Source organism: Alloalcanivorax mobilis (assembly GCF_002864685.1).
GTDB lineage: Bacteria > Pseudomonadota > Gammaproteobacteria > Pseudomonadales > Alcanivoracaceae > Alloalcanivorax > Alloalcanivorax mobilis.
The window spans coordinates 155,771-170,342 of record NZ_NMQZ01000006.1 but is presented as its reverse complement, the minus strand read 5'-3'; the positions used below and the strand labels follow the sequence as shown (position 1 = coordinate 170,342).

Annotated in this window: 14 protein-coding genes; 2 read left to right on the top strand and 12 right to left on the bottom strand. The window is 63.6% G+C overall.

The genetic code is table 11. The features are described 5' to 3' along the window. Positions 1 to 41 precede the first annotated feature (41 nt). Genes trpC through trpE form a run of 4 tightly spaced genes read right to left on the bottom strand, consistent with a single transcriptional unit; the run spans position 42 to position 4,001 of the window. Positions 42 to 836 carry an indole-3-glycerol phosphate synthase TrpC gene (trpC, locus tag CGS25_RS05620; RefSeq protein WP_101674862.1) on the bottom strand — a complete coding sequence of 265 codons (795 nt, stop codon included), beginning with the start codon at positions 834 to 836 and terminating at the stop codon, positions 42 to 44. Then, complete coding sequence (gene trpD, locus CGS25_RS05615; RefSeq protein WP_101674861.1) at positions 833 to 1,876, bottom strand: anthranilate phosphoribosyltransferase; 1,044 nt, start codon at positions 1,874 to 1,876, stop codon at positions 833 to 835. The genes trpC and trpD overlap by 4 nt, the downstream gene beginning before the upstream one ends. Next, positions 1,873 to 2,463, bottom strand: a complete 591-nt coding sequence (locus CGS25_RS05610) for an anthranilate synthase component II (RefSeq protein WP_089031130.1) — start codon at positions 2,461 to 2,463, stop codon at positions 1,873 to 1,875. The genes trpD and CGS25_RS05610 overlap by 4 nt, the downstream gene beginning before the upstream one ends. Beyond that, a complete protein-coding gene (gene trpE, locus CGS25_RS05605) occupies positions 2,463 to 4,001 on the bottom strand; it encodes an anthranilate synthase component I (RefSeq protein ID WP_101674860.1) in 1,539 nt (512 codons plus the stop codon). Before trpE ends, CGS25_RS05610 begins: the two co-directional genes overlap by 1 nt. 252 nt (positions 4,002 to 4,253) lie before the next feature. Here trpE and CGS25_RS05600 point away from each other — a divergent pair, with 252 nt between their 5' ends. After that, positions 4,254 to 4,778, top strand: coding sequence for a pyridoxamine 5'-phosphate oxidase family protein (locus CGS25_RS05600; protein ID WP_089031128.1), 525 nt, complete (start codon positions 4,254 to 4,256; stop codon positions 4,776 to 4,778). 186 nt (positions 4,779 to 4,964) lie between these two features. Here the strand turns inward: CGS25_RS05600 and CGS25_RS05595 are convergent, their stop codons facing one another. The 7 genes from CGS25_RS05595 to cyoA form a co-directional block, all read right to left on the bottom strand. After that, a complete protein-coding gene (locus CGS25_RS05595; RefSeq protein WP_101674859.1) occupies positions 4,965 to 5,516 on the bottom strand; it encodes a response regulator transcription factor in 552 nt (183 codons plus the stop codon). Continuing rightward, positions 5,517 to 6,833 carry an ATP-binding protein gene (locus CGS25_RS05590; protein ID WP_101674858.1) on the bottom strand — a complete coding sequence of 439 codons (1,317 nt, stop codon included), beginning with the start codon at positions 6,831 to 6,833 and terminating at the stop codon, positions 5,517 to 5,519. Between the two features lie 37 nt (positions 6,834 to 6,870). After that, the gene (locus CGS25_RS05585; RefSeq protein WP_101674857.1) at positions 6,871 to 7,647 is read right to left on the bottom strand and encodes an SURF1 family protein; all 777 of its coding nucleotides are present in this window, start codon (positions 7,645 to 7,647) and stop codon (positions 6,871 to 6,873) included. Then, positions 7,644 to 8,042 carry a cytochrome o ubiquinol oxidase subunit IV gene (cyoD, locus tag CGS25_RS05580; protein ID WP_101674856.1) on the bottom strand — a complete coding sequence of 133 codons (399 nt, stop codon included), beginning with the start codon at positions 8,040 to 8,042 and terminating at the stop codon, positions 7,644 to 7,646. The genes CGS25_RS05585 and cyoD overlap by 4 nt, the downstream gene beginning before the upstream one ends. Continuing rightward, entirely contained in the window at positions 8,042 to 8,689 is a 648-nt protein-coding gene (cyoC, locus tag CGS25_RS05575; RefSeq protein ID WP_101674855.1) for a cytochrome o ubiquinol oxidase subunit III, read from the bottom strand. The genes cyoD and cyoC overlap by 1 nt, the downstream gene beginning before the upstream one ends. Further along, entirely contained in the window at positions 8,682 to 10,685 is a 2,004-nt protein-coding gene (cyoB, locus tag CGS25_RS05570) for a cytochrome o ubiquinol oxidase subunit I (protein WP_101674854.1), read from the bottom strand. Before cyoB ends, cyoC begins: the two co-directional genes overlap by 8 nt. A gap of 74 nt (positions 10,686 to 10,759) precedes the next feature. Further along, positions 10,760 to 11,734, bottom strand: a complete 975-nt coding sequence (gene cyoA, locus CGS25_RS05565; RefSeq protein ID WP_232802268.1) for a ubiquinol oxidase subunit II — start codon at positions 11,732 to 11,734, stop codon at positions 10,760 to 10,762. 176 nt (positions 11,735 to 11,910) lie between these two features. Between cyoA and CGS25_RS05560 the strand changes: the two genes are divergently transcribed. Next, positions 11,911 to 13,236, top strand: coding sequence for an MFS transporter (locus CGS25_RS05560; protein WP_089031120.1), 1,326 nt, complete (start codon positions 11,911 to 11,913; stop codon positions 13,234 to 13,236). 102 nt (positions 13,237 to 13,338) lie between these two features. Here the strand turns inward: CGS25_RS05560 and CGS25_RS05555 are convergent, their stop codons facing one another. Continuing rightward, on the bottom strand, positions 13,339 to 14,457 hold the full coding sequence (locus CGS25_RS05555; RefSeq protein WP_089031119.1) for an NADH:flavin oxidoreductase: 1,119 nt from the start codon (positions 14,455 to 14,457) through the stop codon (positions 13,339 to 13,341). Positions 14,458 to 14,572 lie beyond the last annotated feature (115 nt).

Genomic DNA, 14,572 nt, shown 5'->3' with positions numbered 1-14,572 from the left:
CCAGCGCCGGCCGCGTTTCAACTTTTAACCTTCAACAGCCCCTAAAAAAACAACCCCTTCAACGCCACGCCCGGGTCCTCCGCTTTCATAAACGCCTCGCCGACCAGGAAGGCGTGGATGCCGTTATTGCGCATCAGCGCCACGTCTTCGCGGGTATGAATGCCGCTTTCGGTGATCACCAGGTGGTCGCCGGGTACCTGCTGTGCCAGTTCCAGAGTGGTGTCCAGGCGAGTATCGAAGGTGTGCAGGTCGCGGTTATTGATGCCGATCAGCTCCGCATTCAGGGCCAGCGCCCGCTCCAGCTCCTCGGCGGTGTGCACTTCCACCAGCACATCGCAACCGGCGCGCTGGGCGGCGCGATACAGTTCGTTCAACTGCGCATCGCTGAGCGCGGCGACGATCAGCAACAGCGCATCGGCGCCCATGGCGCGGCTCTCGAACACCTGCCAGGGGTCAATGATAAAATCCTTGCGCAGTACCGGCAGCCCGACGGCGTTGCGCGCGGCGCGCAAATAGTCCTCATGCCCCTGGAAAAAGTCCTGATCGGTGAGCACCGACAGCGCGCTGGCTCCACCGGCCTGGTAACGGCGGGCAATGTCCACCGGATCGAAGTCCTCACGGATCACGCCTTTGCTCGGTGAGGCCTTCTTGACCTCGGCGATCACCGCCGGCCGCCCCAGGTGCACACTTTCGTAGAGCCGTTTGATGAAACCCCGGGGTCGCCCCTGGCTGGCGGCCATCGACTCCAGCTCACCGACGGTGAAGCGCCGTTTGCCCTCGATGATTTCCTCACGCTTACGCTCAATGATGCGATCCAGAACCGTGCCAGTGCTCATACTTCCTCCTTCAGGGCGTAGGTGAATTGGGCCAGTTCGCGCAGGCGTTCGGCGGCTTCGCCGTTGTGGATCAGATCCTCCGCCATGCGCACGCCCTCCTGCAGGGTGCGGGTCACCCCGGACACATAGATGGCGGCGCCGGCATTCAGGGCGATCATGTCCGCGGCCTTGCCGGCGACCGCCTGGCGACGCTTGCCAAAGGCGTCACGAATCAACGCCAGCGAGGCGCGCGGGTCGGTCACGTCCAGCCCCACCAGGGAGGCGGAATCAATGCCCAGATCCTCGGGGGTGAGGCTGTATTCGCTCACCTGGCCGTCCTTGAACTCGGCCACATGGGTGCGCCCCGCCAGGCTGATCTCATCCAGGCCGTCCAGGCCGTGCACCACCATCACGTGCTCCGCGCCCAAGCGGCCCATCACCTCGGCCATCGGCCGGCACAGTTTGTCGGAGAACACGCCCACCACCAGCCTTTGCACACCGGCCGGGTTGGTCATGGGCCCGAGAATGTTGAACAGGGTGCGCATGCCCAGTTCCTTGCGCGGGCCAATGGCGTACTTCATGGCACTGTGGTGCGAGGGCGCGAACATGAACCCCACGCCCACGGAATCCACGCACTGGGCCACTTCAACGGGGCTCAGATCCAGGCGGATGCCGGCCGCTTCGAGCAGATCCGAGGAGCCGCTTTTCGAGCTCACCGAGCGGTTGCCGTGCTTGGCCACCCGGCAACCGGCGGCGGCGGCCACGAAGGCGCTGGCGGTGGACACATTGAACAGGTTGGCGCCGTCGCCGCCGGTGCCGACGATATCCACCAGATGACGGCGGTTTTCCAACACCACCGGGGTAACCAGCTCGCGCATCACCATGGCGGCGCCGGTGATCTCGTCCAGGGATTCGCTCTTCATGCGCAGCGCCACCAGGAAGCCACCGATCTGCGCGTCGGTGGCGCCGCCGGTCATGATCTGGCGCATCACGCCGTTCATTTGCTCAACGGACAGATCAATGTGCTCGACCACCGTGGCCAGGGCGTCCTGGATGTTCATGCGCGCTCCCCTTTAAGAAAATTATTCAACAGATCGTGGCCGTGCTCGGTGAGAATCGACTCGGGATGATACTGCACGCCTTCCAGCGGCAACTCCCGGTGGCGCATGCCCATGATCTCGTCCATTTCGCCCTGGTCATCCAGGGTCCAGGCGGTCACCTCGAAGCACTCCGGCAGGCTGTTTTTTTCCAGCACCAGCGAGTGATAACGGGTCGCTGTATAGGGGCTCGGCAGGCCCCGGAAGACGCCCTTGCCATTATGATGGACCGGCGAGGTCTTGCCGTGCATCACCCGGGCGGCGCGCACCACCTTGCCGCCGAACGCCTGCCCCAGCGCCTGATGCCCCAGGCATACTCCGAGAATCGGCAGTTTGCCGGCGAAATGGCGGATCGCCTCCACCGAGATGCCCGCCTCGTTGGGCGTGCACGGGCCTGGCGAGATCATCAGCCGGTCCACGCCCAGGGCTTCGATCTGCCCCAGGGTGATCTGGTCATTGCGGTGCACCAGCACCTCGGCACCCAGCTCCTGAAGATACTGCACCAGGTTGTAGGTGAAGCTGTCGTAATTGTCGATCATCAGGACGCGCATCACTGCCCCTCTTTGGTTTGCGTGGGGGTGCTTTTTTGCACCGGGGCGCTTTGCATCGGCGCGCCCAGGTCGAGCCCGCCCAGGGCCATGTTCACCGCGCGGAACACGGCGCGCGCCTTGTTCATGGTTTCTTTCCACTCCATCTCCGGCACCGAATCGGCGACGATGCCGCCGCCGGCCTGCACGTACAGGCGGCCATCCTTGACCACCGCGGTGCGGATCGCGATCGCCATGTCCATGTCGTCGTTGAAGCCGATGTAGCCCACCGCGCCGCCGTAGACGCCTCGTTTGGTGGGTTCCAGCTCATCGATGATCTCCATGGCGCGGATCTTCGGCGCGCCGCTCAGCGTGCCCGCCGGGAACGTCGCCGCCAGCACCTCCAGCGGCCCCAGGCCTTCGCGCAGGGTGCCCTCCACATTGGAGACGATGTGCATCACATGGGAGTAGCGCTCGATCTCCATCTTGCCGGTCAGGCGCACCTGGCCGGGCCTGGCGACACGCCCAACGTCGTTGCGGCCCAGATCGATCAGCATCAGATGTTCGGCGATCTCCTTGGGGTCGGCGAGCAGCTCTTCTTCCAGTTCCTTGTCCCGTTCCGGCGTGGCGCCGCGTTTACGGGTGCCCGCGATCGGCCGTACCGTGACCTGGTCGTGTTCCGTGCGGGTAAGGATCTCCGGCGAGGAGCCGGCGATGTGAAAATCCTCCAGATCCAGATAAAACATGTACGGCGAGGGATTGAGATAGCGCAGCGCGCGGTACAGATCAATCGCCGGCGCCGGAAAATCGCAGCTCATGCGCTGAGCCGGCACCACCTGCATCACATCGCCGGCGAGAATGTACTCGCGGATTTTCGCCACCGCCTGGCCGTGCAGCTCGCGGGGAAATTCGGAGACGAAATCGGTCTCGTCCACCGGCTCGCCGTACACCCGGTGCTCCGGCTCGGGCAGGGGCGCGCGCAACTGCCGCTCCAGCTCGTCAAGCCGTGCCTGGGCAGCCGCCTCGGCGCCCTCGCGGGCCGGGTCCACGTGCACGATCAGGAACAGGCTGCCACGCAGGTTATCGAACACCACCACTTCTTCGGAGCGCATCAACAGGATGTCCGGCACGCCCAGCACGTCCTTGCCCGGCGCCGGCCCCAGGCGCGGCTCGAAATAGCGCACGCTGTCGTAACCGAAATAACCCACCAGCCCACCGTTGAAGCGCGGCAGATCGGGCAGCTCCGGCGTGCGGTACTGTTGGCGATACTCTTCGATCCAGGCGATCGGGTTGTCATGCTCGAACACGCGCTCGCCATTCTCGCCACTCACCGCGATGCGCGAGCCAGCGATGCGCACCACTTCGCGGGCGGGCAGGCCGATGATCGAATAGCGCCCCCAGCGTTCACCGCCCTGCACCGATTCGAACAGATAGCTGTAAGCACCGGCGGCCAGCTTGCGGTAGGCGGTCAGCGGCGTGTCCAGATCCGCCAGCACTTCGCGCACCACGGGTACGCGGGTGTAGCCCTGGCGGGCGTAATCGTCCAGATTTCGTGGTGACATGGTGGTCCCCGATCTTTTACAGGCGTCAGATTGTAGACGGAATGCGAATAAAAAGGTGCCGTTACCGGCGGGCAAGGTGAAGCGTCACCATCGCCAGGAGGCGGGAGAGAGGGGAAGGGTCAGTTTGTGGTGGCGCGGACGTTGAAAAAACACCGCCAATCCTTAAACCAAAAAAACGATAGCCGGATTCTAGCCCCGCCACGGGGCAATTGCCAATGGCCAGCCCGGACGCCGGTTGCCATACTGACGGCCATGACAACGCCCCCATCCTGGACACACTGGTTTGATCGCCTGCGCGCCGCCGCGCCCCACTGCTTTATGCAGCTCGCCAGCATCGGCGAGCAGGGCCCGCGCCTGCGCACCCTGACCCTGCGCGAACACCACGGCGACACGCTCTGGTTCACCACTGACACGCGCTCCGTTAAAGCCAGCCATCTGGCCGACGACCCGCGCGCCGAGGCCTGCTGGTACGACCTCACCAGCCGCGTGCAATGGCGTTTCGCCGGCCGCGTGGATTTCCTCACCCGCGAGCGGCACGCCGAGCACTGCCAGCGGCTCTGGGACCGGCTCGACGAGCAAGCCCGGGCGCGCTTCAACGGCCCCCCGCCCGGCAGCCCCTGGCACGGCGAACCCACCCCCGCCGGCGCCACCCCCACCGCCCACTTCGCCCTGCTCAGGCTCACCGTGCACAACGTCGATGTTTTGGAACTGGCTTGTACACCGCACCGGCATTGGTTCTATCGAGGGGAGCAGGCGCCGCGCAGGTTGGTGCCTTGAAGGCGGTTGAAAGTTGAAGGTGAAAAGTTGAAAGCGCGGGTGAGACCCTGTGCACTTTGAAAGCCGCGGCGGCCGCGCCCCGACGATTGAGGATGCTGAGAGGCTCTATGTCTCTTCGCGGGCACGGCTCCTCGGCTCCGAGGCCCTCACCCGCGCTTTCAACTTTTAACTTTTCACCTTCAACTTTTACTTAACCCTCTGCTTACCCAGCTTGCGTGCCAAAGTGCGGCGGTGCATGCCCAGGCGGCGGGCGGTTTCGGAGATGTTGAAGCCGGTTTCCGCCAGGGTTTCGTGGATGCGTTCCCATTCCAGGGTTTTGATCGAGGTGGCGCGTTGGGTGAGGGCGACGTCGGTGCTGCCTTCGGCGCGTTCGAACGCCGCTTCGATGTCGTCGGTGTTGGAGGGTTTGGCCAGGTAATGGCAGGCGCCCAGTTTGATCGCCTCCACGGCGGTGGCGATGCTGGCGTAGCCGGTCAGCACCACGATCAACATGTCCGGGTCGTGTTCGTGCAGCGTTTGCACGCAGGCAAGCCCGGACGCTTCGCCCTTGAGCTTGAGATCGACCACCGCGTAACCCGGCGTCTGCTCGCCGAGCAGTTCGATCATCGCTTCCATGCCGCTGGCATGCAGCACCTGGTAGCCGCGACGCTCGAACGAGCGGCTCAGGGTGCGCGCGAAGGCGGCGTCGTCCTCGACGATCAGTAAGGTGCGGGGCTGCGGGTCGACGGTGTGTTCCATCTAGTTTCCACTCAGTTCAATGGCGGACAGCGGCAGCGACAGCGACACCATGGCGCCGCCCTGGGGCCGGTTGCTGGCGCTGACGTTACCGCCCAGGGTACGCGCCACGTTCATCACCAGAAACAGCCCCAGCCCGCCACCCGGCCGGCCCTTGCTGGACTGATAAGGCCGCCCGAGGCGCTCGAGCATGTCCGGCGCGAAGCCGGGGCCGCGGTCGAGCACGGTGAGCACCAGGGTGTCCTCTTCCCGGGTAACCTCCAGGCCCACCCAGCGCGGCGAGGCCTCCAGGGCGTTGTCGAGCACATTGCAGATGGTCTGCTTGAGCGCCGAGTCGGAGACAATCGCCAGATCCTCGCCAAAGTGGTTCTGGTAACCAAAGCCGGCCACCGACCGGGTGGCCCGCCATTCGGCGATCAGATCCTCCAGAAAACGATGCACGGTGGTCTCTTCCGGCGCCTCGCCACGGGCCTCGCCGGCGGACAACAGGATACCGCTGACGATGGATTTGCAGCGCAGTACCTGGGTCTGCATTTCGCCGATTTCCTGCAACAGGTCGGGGTCATCGGTGAACGCCGGCATGCGCCGCCAGTCGCCCAGGATCACCGCCAGGGTGGCCAACGGCGTGCCCAGCTCGTGGGCGGCGCCGGAGGCCAGCAGGCCCATACGCACGATGTGCTCTTCCTCTGCGGCACGCTGGCGCAGCTCCGCCAGGCGCGCGTCGCGGGCGCGGCGATTGCGGGTAATGCGGTTGATAAAGGTGACCAGCAGCGCCGCGTTCAACACGAAGCAGATCAGCATGCCCTGGATGTACAGGCTCCAGGGGCCGCGCTCGTAGTCCAGCGGCAACGCCAGTGGCCGGCCGGCGAACTCCAGCCACACGAAACACACCGCGGTGACCAGCAGAATGGTCCAGGTTGACCAGGTCTCCAGCAGCACCGCGCCGAGCACCACCTGCAACAGAAACAGGAACACAAAGGGATTGGTGGCGCCGCCGCTGAGATAGAGCTGCATGGTCAGGGTGATCACATCCACCAGCAACGAGACAAACAGTTCGCCGTTGCTGACGTCGCGGCGCAGCCGCAGGCGCAACAGGCTGATGCCGTTGAAGGCCACCAGCCCGAGCAGCACCGCCAGCATATAATTCAAAGGCAGGTCGATGCGAAAACCGAAATGGGCCACGGCGATGGTCACCACCTGGCCGAGCACGGCGATCCAGCGCAGTTGGCTCAGTTGCTGAAGATTCTTGCGGCCGGTGCCGTCGTCTTCCCCGGCTCTGGGCAAGGCGGCGCCCGCCAGCCGTGGTATGGAAACTGCCATGCGGAGTCTCTTTGCTATCCGAGCCGGTGCCGGCGGTTTATCGGACCCGGCGCCGGCGCCGCTCATCCCGGGCGATCAACACGGCGGCGCCCAGGGTCATGGCCGCCAAGGCGTACCAGGTGATCGTATAGACCAGGTGGCTGTTGTGGAAGCGCACCACCGTCAACCCCGGCACCGGCGCCCCGGCGGGCGGTTCGCCACCGGCGACGCCGGCGTCCACGAAATAGGGCGCCACCGGGCCCAGGCCACGGGCTCGGGCAATGGCCTGCACGTCGCGGGAATACCAGCGCCCGGCAGCCGGGTCGTTGTCGCGCAGGAAACCGCCGCCGGGCTCGCTGAGGCGCAACAGCCCGGTCACCGTGACCGGCCCCCCCGGCGCGGGTTCAGCGATTGCCGTGGTCCGTTGTGCCTGGGGCACGAACCCGCGGTTGACCAGCACCACCGAACCGTCGCCACGGGACAGCGGCGTCAGCACCCAGTAACCGGCGCCCAGCTCGGTGCTGGCCTGAACCAGGGTATTGGGCCCTGGTAAATAGCGGCCACTGAGGCGCACATGGCGGTACTCGTCGCCTTCGGCGGTGACCGCCGGCCACCGCGCCGCACCGGGTGCGGCCACCGGATCGGCGTGCACCCGCTGGTCAACGCGCTCGATCAGATCGAGTTTCCAGGCGCGACGTTCGATCTGCCAGGTGCCCAAGGCCACGAAGGCCGCGAACGCGATCAGCAGAAACACGAACCAGACAATCAGCCCGCCGGTGGCGCGCGGGGCGGGGCCGCTGGCGCGGCCCGGGAAGGAGGGGCGGGAGGCGCTCACGACTGCAGGTTATGCGTCTCGTGCATCATCCCCGGCATCATGTTGTGGTTGAGGTGGTACATCACCCACAGGGAACCCGCCAGCGTGATGAACACCAGCACCAGAGTAAAAATCAGCGCCAGCATGTTCCAGCCACCCTGGGAACGGAAGTTCATGTGCAGGAAATACACCATATGCACGAAAATCTGCACCACGGCGAAGCCCAGAATCACCACCGCGGTGACCTCGGCGGTTTTGAACACTTCGGCCATCACCAGCCAGAAGGGAATGGCGGTGAGGATCACCGACAGCACGAACCCGGTCATGTAGCCCTTGAAGCTGCTGTGCGGGGTATCGTCGTCGTGGTGATCGCCATGATCGTCGTGACCGTGGGCGGAACGGGTCGGCTCGCTCATCACAGCACTCCCATCAGATAAACGAAGGTGAACACGCCAATCCAGACCACGTCCAGGAAGTGCCAGAACATGGACAGGCAGAACAGGCGGCGCCGGTTTTCAGGAATCAGCCCGTGTTTGCGCAACTGCACCAGCAGCGTCACCAACCAGATAATACCGAAGGTAACGTGCAGGCCGTGGGTGCCCACCAGGGTAAAGAAGGCGGACAAAAACGCGCTGCGTTGCGGGCCGGCGCCTTCGTGGATCAGATGGGCGAATTCGTACAGCTCCAGGCCCAGGAACACGGCGCCGAACAGGCCGGTGATGGCCAGCCAGATCATCGTGCCTTTCAGCTTGTTCTGCTGCATCTGCAGCATGGCGAAGCCGTAGGTGATCGACGAGAACAACAGCATCGCCGTGTTCAGCGCCACCAGCGGCAGCTCGAACAGCTCGGCGCCGGTGGGGCCGGCCGCGTAACTGCGGCCGAGCACGCCGTAGGTGGCGAACAGACAAGCGAAGATCAGGCAATCGCTCATCAAATAAATCCAGAACCCCAGCAGCGTCGGGCTCTGCGGATGGTGTTCCCCTTTAACCAGGAACTCCAGCGGGCGCCGGTCGGTGCCGTGTTCGCCGGTTACGTTGGGCGAAAGGACATTGGAATCAGACATTGTCAGCAAGCATCCGTGTACGTTCAGCTTCCACGCGTTCGACCTCCTCGGCCGGAATATAGTAATCGCGCTTGTAGTTGAAAGTGTGCCCGATGGCCACCGCCAGCAGAGCGACGAAGGCGACGCCCGAGAGCAGCCACATGTGCCAGATCAGCGAGAAGCCCAGCACCGTGCTGATACCGGCGAGAATAATGCCCGCGCCGGTGTTCTTGGGCATATGGATGGCCTGGTAACCGTCCTCGGGGCGCTGAAAGCCGTGCTGCTTCATCTGCCACCAGGCGTCGGTGTCGTGCACCTGCGGCGTGAACGCGAAATTGTAAGCCGGCGGCGGCGACGAGGTGGACCACTCCAGGGTGCGGCCATTCCAGGGATCACCGGTGGTGTCGCGCAGCGATTCGCGGCGACGGTAGCTGACCACCAGCTGGATCAGGAAACAGGCGATGCCCAAGGCGATCAGGAACGCGCCCAGCGCGGCGATCTGGAACCAGATCTGCAACGACGGATCGTCGAAGTGGTTCATGCGCCGGGTGACACCCATCAGGCCCAGCACGTACAGCGGCATGAACGCCATATAGAAGCCGATCAGCCAGAACCAGAACGAGCACTTGCCCCAGAACGGATCAAGCTTGTAACCGAACGCTTTCGGATACCAGTAAGTAATCCCGGCGAACAGGCCGAACAGCACGCCACCGATGATCACGTTATGGAAGTGGGCAATCAGGAACAGGCTGTTGTGCAGCACGAAGTCCGCTGGCGGCACCGCCAGCAGCACCCCGGTCATGCCGCCGATCACGAAGGTCACCATAAAACCCAGGGTCCACAACATCGGCACGTCGAATTTGATGCGCCCGCGGTACATGGTGAACAGCCAGTTGAAAATCTTCGCCCCGGTGGGAATCGAGATAATCATGGTGGTGATGCCGAAGAACGAGTTGACGCTGGCCCCGGAGCCCATGGTGAAGAAGTGATGCAGCCACACCAGATACGAGAGCACCGTGATCACCACCGTGGCGTAGACCATCGACGCGTAACCGAACAGGCGCTTACTGCTGTAGGTGGACACCACCTCCGAGAACACACCAAACAGCGGCAGGATCAGGATGTACACCTCCGGGTGACCCCAGATCCAGATCAGGTTGATGTACATCATCGAGTTGCCGCCCAGATCGTTGGAGAAAAAAGCGGTCCCCAGGTAACGATCCAGCGACAGCAGCACCAGCACCGCGGTGAGCACCGGGAAGGCGGCCACGATCAGCACGTTGGTGCACAGCGAGGTCCAGGTGAACACCGGCATTTTCATCATGTTCATGCCCGGCGCGCGCATCTTGACGATGGTCACCAGCAGGTTTACGCCGGACAGCAACGTGCCCACCCCCGCTATCTGTAGCGACCATATGTAATAGTCCACCCCCACATCGGGGCTTTGTAATATTCCCGACAGCGGCGGATAGGCGAGCCAGCCGGTCTTGGCGAACTCGCCCACGAACAGGGACATCATCACCAGCACCGCGCCGCTGGTGGTCATCCAGAAACTGAAATTGTTGAGGAACGGAAACGCCACGTCGCGGGCGCCGATCTGCAGCGGCACCACGTAGTTCATCAGGCCGGTCACCAACGGCATGGCGACAAAGAAAATCATGATCACGCCATGGGCGGTGAAAATCTGATCGTAATGTTCCGGCGGCAAATAACCTTCCGAGCCATTGAACGCAATCGCCTGCTGGATGCGCATCATGATGGCGTCGGCGAAGCCACGCAGCAGCATGATGATGCCCAGGATCATGTACATGATGCCGATTTTCTTGTGGTCGATGGTGGTGAACCATTCGTTCCACAGGTAACCCCACAACCGGTAGCGGGTCACCAGCGCCAGCAGCGCCAGGCCGCCCAGCGCCACCGCCACGAAAGTGGCGACCAGAATCGGTTCATGGTACGGAAACGACTCCCAGGTGAGCCGCCCGAAAACAAGCTTGGTCAGGTCAAGTTGATCGAACATCGTTTTTACCGGCGCCCAAGGCGTTTAATGAATGGTGTGTCGGGCGGGTCGCTGAACCGGCCGGCCCGAAGCTCTCAATTCAGCGCGGATCGGGGTGCGCCGAGGGTTTCCAGCGGCGTCTTGCCCAGCGTGCGCGGTCCATCGCCGATACCGCACATGTTTTGCGAACCGAGCATATCGATGGCCATCATGTCTTTCATGCACAGGCTGCCCGGCTCCACACAGCGATTGAGGATGGCCTCATAAAGGCCCGGCTCGACCTCGCCATAAAGCTGCACGGGTTCGTTCTGGCTGGGCTGTTCCAGTTGCCGGTACGCATCACGGCTGAGCGCGCCGCCATCGGCGTGCACTTTGGCCACCCAATCATTGAAATCGCTTTCACTGAGGCCGTGGAACTTGAAGCGCATGTCCGAGAAGCCGGCGCCGCTGTAGTTGGCGGAAAAGCCCTCGTACACGCCCTCTTTATTGATCACCGCGTGCAGCTTGGTTTCCATGCCCGCCATGGCATAGATCTGCCCCGCCAGCGCCGGAATGAAGAAGGAATTCATCATCGTCGTGGAGGTGATCTTGAAGCGGATCGGGCGATCCACCGGCGCCGCCACTTCGTTGAGCGTGGCGATGCCCTGTTCCGGATACAGGAACAGCCATTTCCAATCCATCGCCACCACTTCGATCACCAGCGGCTCCATGCCCGCCGGCACCTGGCGTTGGGCGTCGATGCGATCCAGCGGCCGATAGGGATCAAGCTGATGGGTGCTGACCCAGGTCATCGCGCCGAGGGCGATAATGATCAGCAGCGGCACCGCCCAGATCAGCAGCTCCAACACCGTGGAGTGATCCCATTCGGGATCGTAGTCGGCGTCGTTGTTGCCGGCCCGATACCGCCAGGCAAACACAAAGGTGAGCACGATCACCGGCACGATCACCAGCAGCATCAGGAACGTGGACCACAGGATCAGGTCACGCTGCTGAACGGCCACATCGCCGGAGGGGGACATCACCACCGCCTCGCAACCCGAGAGCAGGGCGAGGGGCAGGAGTACAGACAATCCGCGTAAACACTTGAGAAAAGGCATTGCCGGTCTGAATAAACGTGGCCTAGAGTGTCTGAAACTGTACGCCCTTCAGCCGTGGACTTGAATTGGACATTTTGTCCTATGGCGGCCAGGGCACAAACCGGTGATCCTTTAGGCTTACCAGCCTTTTTGCACTACGAGCCAGTGAGATGCCCAGCATAGACCAAGCCCATCCTTCGTCGCCGCCCCTGGACCAGGATTCCAGGCCCGCCAGCCACTCTCCGGTCGCCCCCGGTGAGATCGCCGTGGGCGTGGTCATCGGCCGTGCCTCGGAGTATTTCGACTTCTTCGTCTATGGCATTGCCTCGGTGCTGGTGTTCCCGTCGGTGTTCTTTCCCTTCGAGGAGCGCCTGCAGGGTACGCTGTATGCGTTCACCATTTTCTCGTTCGCGTTCATCGCGCGCCCGTTCGGCACCGCGCTGTTCATGTCGATCCAGAAACACTGGGGGCGCAGCGTCAAATTGACGGCGGCCCTGTTCCTGCTCGGCACCGCCACCGTCGGCATGGCGTTCTTGCCCGGCTACGAGACACTGGGCGGCGCCGCCATCGTGCTGCTGGCGCTGTTTCGAATATTGCAGGGCATCGCCCTGGGCGGCTCCTGGGATGGCCTGCCCTCACTGCTGTCGCTGAACGCGCCGCGCAACCGGCGCAGTTGGTACGCGATGCTCGGCCAGCTGGGCGCGCCGATTGGCTTCCTGGTGGCCAGCGCCCTGTTCCTGTTCTTGCATACCAGCCTCTCCAACGCCGACTTCACCGGCTGGGGCTGGCGCTATCCGTTCTTCGTGGCGTTCGCCATCAACGTGGTGGCGCTGTTCGCGCGGCTGCGGCTGGTGCTCACCGACGAATACACCGCGGCCCTGGAAGAAAGCGACCTGGAGCCGATCGGCACCCGCGAGATGCTGCGCAAACAGGGCTACAACATTTTTATCGGCTCGTTCGCGGCGCTGGCCAGCTACGCGCTGTTCCACCTGGTGACCATCTTCCCGCTGTCCTGGATCGCTCTGCAGGCCAGCCAGGGCATCAATGATGTGCTGACCATTCAGATCGTCGGCGCGCTGGTGGGCATCGTCGGCACCATCGCCTCGGGTTGGATCGCCGATCGCATCGGCAAGCGCACCACCGTGGCGCTACTGGCTTGTCTGATCGGGGTGTTCGCGCTGTTCACGCCGATGCTGATGAACGGCTCGGCGATTCAGCAAGACGCCTTTATCCTGATCGGCTTCGCCTTGCTGGGCGTCTCCTACGGCCAGGCATCGGGCACCGTGACCGCCAACTTCGAATCCCGCTTCCGCTACACCGGCGCCGCCCTGACCTCGGATTTCGCCTGGCTGTTCGGCGCCGCCTTCGCGCCGCTGGTGGCGCTCGGTTTGTCGGCCCGGTTCGGGCTCGCCTACGTAAGCGTTTACCTGCTCTCCGGCGTGGTCTGCACCCTGCTCGCCCTGCGCGTCAACCGGCGCCTGGAAGACAACGACTGAAAAGAATCGGTTGAAAGTTACAAGTTGAAAGTTGAAACGCGGGCAGGCCCCAATGGCGGCAAGGCCTTGCCCGCGCTTTCAACTTTTCACTTTTAACTGGTGCTAACTCAGCGACCCCAGCGCGGCCTTGGTGAAGGGCTCGATTTCTTCGGCGCGGCCATCGCGCATCTTGATCAGCCAGTTCGGGTCCTGCAACAGCGCGCGGCCCACGGCGATCATGTCGAACTCGTCGTTGTCCATGCGCTTGAGCAGTTCGTTCATGCCGTGCGGGTTGGGGTTGGCGGTGCCGCCGATGCCCTGGTCGTTGGCGCCGATGAAATCATCGTCCAGCCCGACGCTGCCCACCGAGATCACCGGTTTGCCGCTGAGTTTGCGGGTCCAGCCGGCCAGGTTGAGATCGGAGCCTTCGAATTCCGGCACCCAGAAGCGGCGGGTGGAGGCATGGAAGACATCCACGCCGGCGTCCACGAATAACTTCAAAAAGCGCTCCAGCTCCTCGGGGGTTTGCGCCAGCCGGGCGCCGTAATCCTGTTGTTTCCATTGCGAGAAACGCAGCACGATGGCGAACTCCTCGCCCACCGCCTCGCGCACCGCCTCGATCACCTCGACGCCGAATCGGGCACGCTCCTCCAAAGAGCCGGCGTAGCCGTCGCTGCGCTGATTGGTGCCTTCCCAGAAAAACTGGTCCAGCAGGTAACCGTGGGCGCCGTGAATTTCCACGCCGTCAAAACCCAGCGCCTTGGCGGAACGGGCGGAATCCGCGAACGCCTGGATCACATCGCGGATATCGTCGGCGTCCATGGCCTGGCCATTGGGCTTGCCCGGCTTGAACAGCCCGGACGGCGAGTAGCCGGGGGCGTCCTTGTCGATGCCCACGCCGGGCCGGCGGGTGCCGCCCACATGCCACAGCTGCGGAATGATCGCGCCGCCGGCGGCGTGCACCTCTTCCACCACCCGGCGCCAGCCGTTGAGCGCCTGCTCACCGTGGAACGCCGGCACGCCATCATGCCCGGGCGCCCCCGGGTGGCCCACGGTGGTGCCCTCGGTGATCAACAGCCCCACTTCACCCTCGGCACGGCGCCGGTAATAACCCGCCACCTCTTCGGTGGGCACCTGTCCCGGCGAGAAGTTGCGGGTCATCGGCGCCATCGCCACCCGGTTACGCAGTTTCAGGGATTTGTGCTCGAATGGACGAAACAGGGGTGCCAGGGGCTCGCTCATGGTCTCTCCCGAAGACGCATTGATAGGGGCCGCCATCAGTCAGGGCGGCAATCTGGTTGCATTTCAAAACCGTACCCAGAAAGGTTTTCTCTTGCAACCATTTTTGGCACACTGC

Bases quoted from the DNA above. Each gene is read 5' to 3' on its own strand.
- cyoC (WP_101674855.1), bottom strand. From the start codon at position 8,689: ATGTCTGATTCCAATGTCCTTTCGCCCAACGTAACCGGCGAACACGGC.
- CGS25_RS05555 (WP_089031119.1), bottom strand. From the start codon at position 14,457: ATGAGCGAGCCCCTGGCACCCCTGTTTCGTCCATTCGAGCACAAATCC.
- CGS25_RS05610 (WP_089031130.1), bottom strand. From the start codon at position 2,463: ATGCGCGTCCTGATGATCGACAATTACGACAGCTTCACCTACAACCTG.
- CGS25_RS05600 (WP_089031128.1), top strand. From the start codon at position 4,254: ATGACAACGCCCCCATCCTGGACACACTGGTTTGATCGCCTGCGCGCC.
- CGS25_RS05595 (WP_101674859.1), bottom strand. From the start codon at position 5,516: ATGGAACACACCGTCGACCCGCAGCCCCGCACCTTACTGATCGTCGAG.
- cyoD (WP_101674856.1), bottom strand. From the start codon at position 8,042: ATGAGCGAGCCGACCCGTTCCGCCCACGGTCACGACGATCATGGCGAT.
- trpD (WP_101674861.1), bottom strand. From the start codon at position 1,876: ATGAACATCCAGGACGCCCTGGCCACGGTGGTCGAGCACATTGATCTG.
- CGS25_RS05560 (WP_089031120.1), top strand. From the start codon at position 11,911: ATGCCCAGCATAGACCAAGCCCATCCTTCGTCGCCGCCCCTGGACCAG.
- CGS25_RS05590 (WP_101674858.1), bottom strand. From the start codon at position 6,833: ATGGCAGTTTCCATACCACGGCTGGCGGGCGCCGCCTTGCCCAGAGCC.
- trpE (WP_101674860.1), bottom strand. From the start codon at position 4,001: ATGTCACCACGAAATCTGGACGATTACGCCCGCCAGGGCTACACCCGC.
- cyoB (WP_101674854.1), bottom strand. From the start codon at position 10,685: ATGTTCGATCAACTTGACCTGACCAAGCTTGTTTTCGGGCGGCTCACC.
- trpC (WP_101674862.1), bottom strand. From the start codon at position 836: ATGAGCACTGGCACGGTTCTGGATCGCATCATTGAGCGTAAGCGTGAG.